The organism is Glycomyces sp. NPDC050141 (assembly GCF_055586545.1).
Genome location: NZ_JBVJHZ010000054.1, coordinates 23672 through 31290 on the forward strand (window position 1 = coordinate 23672; position 7619 = coordinate 31290).

Consider the following 7619-nt stretch of genomic DNA (forward strand, 5'->3'; position numbering starts at 1 on the left):
CGCGACGAAAGGACGAAACCCGATGCGGCGACACACGATCGCACTCCTCCTGGGCCTCCTGGCCCTCTCGGCTGCCGCGTGCAGCGACGACCCCGGCGACGGCGGCGTCGCCAGCGTCGACGGCGCCGGCACCGAATCCGCGGCCGAAGACGAAGGCGAGGAGCTGGAAGGCTTCGAGGAGGCGCTGGCCTACTCGGAGTGCATGCGGGACAACGGCATCGCCGAGTTCCCCGACCCCGAGCAGCACGGCGACGGCGTCGGCCTCTCCCTCCCCGAGGGCATGGACCCCGCCGACGAGGACTTCAAGGCCGCCGAGGAGGCCTGCGAGGACCTGATGCCCGGCCCCGAAGAGGGCGCGACGCTCGACCCGGAGGTCTACGAGGCGCTCCTGGACTATTCGGAGTGCATGCGCGAGAACGGCGTCACGGAGTTCCCGGACCCGGAGCCCAACGGCGGCATCGTCATGAACGGCGAGATGGGCTTCGACCCCGAGAGCGAGGAGTTCCAGGCGGCCGAGCAGGTCTGCGCGGAGCTGCGTCCCGAAGGCCCCGGCGGCGACGGCCCTGAGAACGACAGCGAGGACGAGTGATGACCCGCAGGCGCAAGGGCGGCGCGGGGAAGGCCGTCGCCGTCACCGCCGTCGCGATCGCGGCCGCCGGTGCCGCGGCCGCGGCGCTCGGCTTCGACCCGCGGGCGTTCTTCGAGGAGGCCGAAGCCGGTGCGGCGCAGGAGACTCCGGCGACCGCCGAGGTCGTGCAGCAGACGCTGACCGAGACCGTCACCGTCTCGGGCGACCTCGGCTACGGCGACGTGCTCGGCCTGGACTGCTACCGCAGCGGCACCTACACGTCGCTGCCGAAGGCGGGCGACGTGATCGGGCGCGGCGGCGAGCTGTACGCGGTGGACGACCAGCCGGTGGTCCTCCTGTACGGCTCCCTCCCCGCGTACCGGTCCCTGACGCCGGGCGCCGAAGGCCACGACGTCGAGCAGTTCGAGGAGAACCTCGCCGCCCTCGGCTACGACGGGTTCACTGTGGACGACGAGTTCACGGACGCGACGGCCGCCGCTGTCAAGGAGTGGCAGGAGGACCTGGGCCTGACCGAGACCGGCGGCGTCGAGCTCGGCCAGATCGCCTACGCCCCAGGGGAGATCAGGGTCGACACCGTGAGCGTCGAACCGGGCGACGCGGCCCAGCCGGGCACCCCGGCGCTCGACTACACGGGCCTCGACAAGGTCGTCACCGTCGAGGTCGACCTGGAGGACCAGGAGCTGGTCACCGTCGGCGAGGCCGTCGCGGTCACCCTCCCCGACGGGACGGAGGCCACGGGCACCATCGCCGACTCCGAGACCCTCGTCAGCGAGGAGGACACGCAGAGCGGCACCGAGTCCACCACGTACCTGGAGGTCACCGTCGCCGCCGACGACCCGGCGGTGTTCGACGGCCTCGACCAGGCCGCCGTGGACGTCGGGTTCGCCGGGGAGACCGTCGAGGACGTCCTCACCGTCCCCGTGGAGGCCCTCCTCGGCCTCGGCGGCGGCGGGTACGGCCTGGAGATCGCCCACGGCAGTACGACCGAGGTGATCGCGGTCGAGACCGGCCTGTTCGCCGACGGCGCCGTCGAAGTGAGCGGCGAGGGCCTGGAAGCGGGCATGGCCGTCGTGGTGCCGTCATGACCGACTCGGACCTCGCTGCGGACCCCGGGCCGGTGGTCGAACTCGACGGCGTCTCGAAGACCTACCCGGGCGGGGTGCGGGCGCTGCGCGGCGTCACCCTCCGCATCGACGCGGGGGAGATGTGCGCGATCGTCGGCCCCTCCGGCTCGGGCAAGTCGACGATGCTGCACCTCATCGGCACGCTCGACCGGCCCAGCGAGGGCACGGTCCGCATCGACGGGTTCGATGTCGCGCGCCTGAAGGACAAGCAGCTGTCCGCGCTGCGCGCCACCAGGATCGGCTTCGTCTTCCAGCAGTTCCACCTCGCGGTCGGCCAGCAGGTCCTCGACAACGTCGCCGACGGCCTCCTCTACTCGGGGCGGCGCGGGCCCGACCGGCGCGCCCGCGCCGCGCAGGCCCTGGAGAAGGTGGGGCTCGCGCACCGCCTCGACCACCTGCCGAACGAGCTCTCCGGCGGCGAACGCCAGCGCGTCGCGGTCGCCAGGGCGATCGTCGGCGAACCGGCGGTGCTCCTCGCGGACGAACCGACGGGGAACCTCGACTCCGTGTCGGGCTCCGGCGTCATGGCGCTCCTGCACGAACTCCACGCGGCCGGAACCACCGTCGTGGTCATCACGCACGACCAGGACATCGCGAAGTCCCTGCCCCGCCAGGTCGCGATGCGCGATGGGGAGGTGGTCTGAATGGCGGCACCGACCGGCCCCGAACCGTCCGCGAAGTCGCTGCGGGCCGCGCGCATGCACCCGGGCGACGTCCTCCGCGTCGGCGCCACGGGCCTGCGCACCCGGCCCCTCCGGGCCTGGCTTTCCGCGCTGGGCATCGCCATCGGCATCGCGGCGATGATCGCGGTCGTCGGGATCTCCTCGTCGAGCCGCGCCGAACTCGACCGGCAGCTCGCCGCGCTCGGCACGAACCTGCTCACGGTCTCGCCGGGCACGTCGATGATGAGCGGCGAGGTCGGCGTCCTCCCTTATGAGGCGGTGTCGATGATCGGGCGGATCGCGCCGGTCACGGAGGTCGCGGCGGTCGGCCAGGTCCCGGAGACGAACGTGTACCGCTCCGACCGCATCCCGGAGGCCCAGAGCGGCGGGATGACGGTGTGCGCGGCCGAGCTCGCCCTGCTGGAGACGGTGGGCGCGGCGCTCGCCGACGGCGCGTGGCTGAACGAGGCCACGTCCCGGTACCCGGCCGTGGTGCTCGGTGCGGGCGCGGCGGAGCAGCTGGGGGTCACCGGCGCCGGCGTCGACGTCTACATCGGAGGCCAGTGGTTCACGGTCGTGGGCGTGCTGGAGCCGATCGTGCTCGCCCCCGAGCTGGATCTGACCGCGCTGGTCGGCTGGGAGGCCGCGACGGCGTATCTCGGTTTCGACGGGCACGCGACCACGGTGTACACGCGCGCTGAGGACGCTTACGTGCTCGATGTGGCGGGGGTGCTGGCGGCGACGGCCGATCCTTCGGCGCCGGACGAGATGTCGGTGTCGCGGCCTTCGGACGCCCTGGAAGCGCGGCAGGCCGTGGACTCGGCGTTCACGGGGATGCTGCTCGGCTTGGGCGCGGTGGCGCTGCTGGTCGGCGGGGTGGGGGTCGCGAACACGATGGTGATCTCGGTGCTGGAGCGGCGCAGCGAGATCGGGCTGCGGCGGTCGCTGGGGGCGACGCGGGGGCAGGTGCGGGTGCAGTTCCTCGCGGAGTCGCTGCTGCTGAGCGCCCTCGGCGGCCTCGGCGGGGTCCTTATCGGAACGGCGGTCACGGTGGGTTACGCGTCGTCGCAGGGCTGGCCCGCGGTGGTCCCGTACTGGGCGAGCGTCGGCGGTGTGGGCGCGACGCTGTTCATCGGCGCGGTCGCCGGGCTGTACCCGGCCGTGCGGGCGTCGATGCTCTCCCCGACGGAGGCCCTTGCGACCCAATAGGAAAAGGGCGGCGCCCGGAAGGCACCGCCCCATAGGAAGCGGCGGGCGCCCTCACTGGGCGGCCGCCGCTCGACTGGCTCCTAGATGTACTGGTCGAGGACCGGGGTCAGCAGGCCCGCGATCTTCGCGTGCCCGGCGTCGTGCGGGTGCACGTTGTCGCTGGTGTCGGTGGCCGCGTCGACCCAGCCGGTGGTGTCGACGTAGTGCACTTTCGCGTCACCGGCGGCGTTGCGGTTCGCGACCGCGTTCTGCACCTCGGTGAGCAGGCGGCCGCGGAAGACGCCCATCGCGAGGATCTCCGCGTTCGGGTACGAGGCGCGGGCGCGCTCCAGGAGCGTGATGTAGTCGGCCTGGAACTGCGCCGCGGTCACCTTGTTGTTGGTGCCCAGGTTGATGACGACCGCGTCGGTCCGGTACCGGTTGAAGTCCCACATCAGGTTCGCGTCCTGGTTGCCGGTGCGCAGGAACCAGTCGACCATGCCGCGGCAGTCGGTGGTGGAGACGCACGCGCCGCCCTCGGCGACCTGCATGTGGGAGGCGCCGAGCGCTTCGGACGTGAGCCACGCGTAGGTCGAGAACGGCCGGTTGGCGTTCGGCTGGCCCACGGTGATGGAGTCGCCGATGAACTCGACGTGCTTGGCGGGCCGCGAGGTCGCGCTGGTGGCGCCGCCGGAGGCGAGGATGAACCCGCCGAAGGACGGGTCGCCGGTGTAGGACCCGGCCCGCTCGCGGAAGCCGATGCGGATCTTGTGGGTGCCGGAGCCGAGGCCGGTCTTCACCGTGACGTCGCCGGAGACGGCGCGCATCCAGGTGTAGGCGCCGCCGTCGACCGAGTAGTACATGTCGATGGTGCTGCGCAGCTTGACGCCGATCGAGGAGCCGGTGAAGGCCGTCTCGACGTAGGCGCCGGCCCAGCCCATCGTGTACCAGGAGGCGTTGGTGACGGTGTCCCAGCGGCCGTAGAACTGGACGTTCGGGTCGTTGAGCGCGCCGGTGCCGGAGCTGATCGGGACGAGCTTCCAGTGCTGCGACTCGAGGTTGTTGCGGTCGTACTGGGAGACGCGGGTGCCCGCGGTGGTGGACCACTCCCAGTTGTCGAGGGCCTTGGCGGAGTTGCGGTTCACGAGTTCGACACTGCCGTCGGACTGGGTGTTGACCTGCCACTGCTGGTTGGTGCCGCCGTTGCTCGTCCACTGGGTGATGTCGGCGCCGTTGGCGGTGGACTTGGCGTAGACGTCGAGGACCTGACCGGAGTGCCGGGCTTCGATCCGGTAGTAGCCGCTGCCCGCGTCGACGAAGCGGAACTGCTGGTTGGTGCTGGTGGACGGGGTGGCGAGGACGGCTTTGGCGCCGGTGGTGGTGGAGGCGCCCTCGATGCTGACGGCGAGCCCGGAGTGGTCGTTGACGATCCGGTACCAGACGTTGGTCTCGACCGCGGAGGCCGGAGCGGCGCCGAGGGCGGTGAGGCCCGCGGCGGCGCAGACGGCGACGACGGCCGCGGCGACCCACCGGGCGAGTCCGGTGCGTCTCGGGATGGGAGTGCGCAAGGGGAACTCCTTCAATTGAAACGTTTAAATGTCTTGCTACCGTTTGAGGATACCGCTTACACGTGAGCAGGGCCACCCCTCCCAACACCCGAAAACAGCAAGCCCGCGACACCAGACGACACCCCCCGCACCCAGAACACACCCCCCGCTGTGCCCGCCGCACCAACTCCACCGGTCGCGCCGCCACATGTCGGACCCACGCCGTACCCTGACAACAACACCAGAGCCCCGGCCAGCAGGAGGACGACGTGGCACTCGCGCTCTACCGCAAATACCGCCCGCAGACCTTCGCCGAGGTCGTAGGCCAAGAACACGTCACCGAACCCCTCATCAACGCCATCCGCGCCGGACGCCTCAACCACGCCTACCTCTTCTCAGGCCCCCGCGGCTGCGGCAAGACCTCCTCCGCCCGCATCCTCGCCCGCTCCCTCAACTGCGCCCAAGGCCCCACCCCCGAACCCTGCGGCGAATGCCGCTCCTGCAAAGCCCTCGCCGCCGACGGCCACGGCTCCGTCGACGTCATCGAAATCGACGCCGCCAGCCACGGCGGCGTCGACGACGCCCGCGAACTCCGCGAACGCGCCGTCTTCGCCCCCGTCGACTCCCGCTTCAAGATCTACATCATCGACGAAGCCCACATGGTCACCGCCGCAGGCTTCAACGCCCTCCTCAAACTCGTCGAAGAACCCCCCGAATACGTCCTCTTCATCTTCGCCACCACCGAACCCGACAAAGTCCTCCCCACCATCCGCTCCCGCACCCACCACTACCCCTTCCGCCTCATCGCACCCCCCGCCATGCGCGAACTCTGCCGCAAACTCTGCGACGAAGAAGGCGCCAACGTCGCCGACGACGTCCTCCCCCTCGTCGTCCGCGCCGGAGGCGGCTCCGCCCGCGACACCCTCTCCGTCCTCGACCAGCTCATCGCAGGCGCCGGACCCGAAGGCGTCACCTACGAACGCGCCGCCGGACTCCTCGGCGTCACCGACGCCGGACTCCTCGACGACATGTGCGAAGCCTTCGCCGCCGCCGACGGCCGCGCCGTCATGGAAACCGTCGAACGCGTCACCGAAGGCGGCCACGACCCCCGCCGCTACGCAGGCGACCTCCTCGAACGCCTCCGCGACCTCATCGTCCTCCACCAAGTCCCCGACGCCGGCACCACCGGCCTCGTCGACGCCCCCGCCGACCAGCTCGCCAAAATGACCAGCCAAGCCACCCGCATGGGCACCTCCACCCTCACCCGCATGGCCGAAACCATCGCCGCCGGACTCGCAGGCATGCGCGGCGCCACCGCCCCCCGCCTCCTCCTCGAACTCGCCTGCGTCCGCGCCATCCTCCCCGGCTCCGACGAATCCATGGCCGGACTCACCCAACGCCTCGAAACCCTCGAACAGCGCGCCGCAGGAGCCGCCTTCGCCGCCCCCGCCCGCGACACCGCAGCAGCGGGCCCCGCAGGCCCCGCCGCGGCACGAGCCGCGCTGGCAAAGGCAGCAGAACCCGCCGCGGTCCCAGCCCCCGCCCCGGCCGCACCAGCGGAAGACCCGGCCCCCGCTTCGACCGCCGTCCCGCCATGGGAAGAAGAGGCCCCACAACCGACACCAGCCGCCGCAGCCACTCCCGCCCAGGTCCCCGTCCCCACCCCCGCCCCCGTGGACGACTGGGCCGACGCCGAGCCGGTCCCGGCTCCCGCCCCTGAGCCGGAAGCACCCGCGTACGCGCCCGCCGCGGACGCGGGCGGCATGACCGCCGCCTCGATCCGGCGCCAGTGGGACCGGATCATGATGGCGGTCAAGGACAAGAAGCGCACCACTGCCGCGCTGCTGCAGGACGCGACGATCGCGGACGCCTCTGACAACGAGGTGGTGCTGGCGTTCAAGCACGCCTTCCATGCCGAGAACCTGCAGAAGGAGCCCGCGTACGGGATCGTCGTGGGCGTCTTCAACGACGTGCTCGGCGGCAGCTGGAAGATCCGGTGCGAGGTGGGGGAGGCCGGGAGCCTCCCAAAAGCGGTGACGGGAACGGCGCCTAGCCCGGCGCCGAGCCGCCCTGCGCCTGCCGCGCCGCAGAGCGCGGGGACGAGCGCTCCCTCCCGCCAGGCCGCCGCGCCCGCTGCGGAGTCCTTCGAGGAGCCTCCGGCCGACGACTACGACGAGCCGAGCCCCGACGACCCGGTGGCCCCAGGCGGCTTCGGCACGAGCGAGGAGCAGGCCGTCAAACTCCTGACGACCGCCTTCAGCGCCAAGCAAATTGCCTGATCAACCCTCACAAAGTTATCCACAGGCAGTTGACCTGCCCAAACATCCTGCCCCGTTGAAGTTATCCACAGGCGGAAACTTTCTGTTGCCACTCCACTACTCAACATGTTGTAGTAGATAGCAAAAACGGATTCGAAAGCCATCTGGCACCGGCGGGATGGCGGCGACACAAGGGGATTCGCGAACGTCGTCATACCGAGGTCACGCGCGGCACTCCAGCCGCGCGTGGT

The 7619-nt window shown here is 71.2% G+C and carries 6 protein-coding genes; 5 read left to right on the forward strand and 1 reads right to left on the reverse strand.

The window, feature by feature from the left end; translation table 11 throughout:
- The first annotated feature begins 22 nt into the window (after nt 1–22).
- The 4 genes from ACZ60M_RS23420 to ACZ60M_RS23435 are packed head-to-tail and all read left to right on the forward strand — an operon-like array spanning nt 23 to nt 3584.
- Complete coding sequence (locus tag ACZ60M_RS23420; protein ID WP_465421335.1) at nt 23–589, forward strand: hypothetical protein; 567 nt, start codon at nt 23–25, stop codon at nt 587–589.
- On the forward strand, nt 589–1674 hold the full coding sequence (locus ACZ60M_RS23425) for a peptidoglycan-binding protein (protein WP_465421337.1): 1086 nt from the start codon (nt 589–591) through the stop codon (nt 1672–1674). The genes ACZ60M_RS23420 and ACZ60M_RS23425 overlap by 1 nt, the downstream gene beginning before the upstream one ends.
- Nucleotides 1671–2357 carry an ABC transporter ATP-binding protein gene (locus tag ACZ60M_RS23430; protein ID WP_465421339.1) on the forward strand — a complete coding sequence of 229 codons (687 nt, stop codon included), beginning with the start codon at nt 1671–1673 and terminating at the stop codon, nt 2355–2357. Before ACZ60M_RS23425 ends, ACZ60M_RS23430 begins: the two co-directional genes overlap by 4 nt.
- Nucleotides 2358–3584: an ABC transporter permease gene (locus ACZ60M_RS23435; protein ID WP_465421341.1), complete on the forward strand. Its 1227-nt coding sequence runs from the start codon at nt 2358–2360 to the stop codon at nt 3582–3584. It abuts the gene before it with no gap.
- Between the two features lie 80 nt (nt 3585–3664).
- On the opposite strand, the gene ACZ60M_RS23440 is transcribed toward ACZ60M_RS23435, so the two are convergent.
- Nucleotides 3665–5131 (reverse strand): RICIN domain-containing protein, encoded by a 1467-nt coding sequence (locus ACZ60M_RS23440; RefSeq protein ID WP_465421343.1) that lies wholly within the window; start codon nt 5129–5131, stop codon nt 3665–3667.
- 248 nt (nt 5132–5379) lie between these two features.
- Here ACZ60M_RS23440 and ACZ60M_RS23445 point away from each other — a divergent pair, with 248 nt between their 5' ends.
- Nucleotides 5380–7389 carry a DNA polymerase III subunit gamma and tau gene (locus ACZ60M_RS23445; protein ID WP_465421345.1) on the forward strand — a complete coding sequence of 670 codons (2010 nt, stop codon included), beginning with the start codon at nt 5380–5382 and terminating at the stop codon, nt 7387–7389.
- Nucleotides 7390–7619 lie beyond the last annotated feature (230 nt).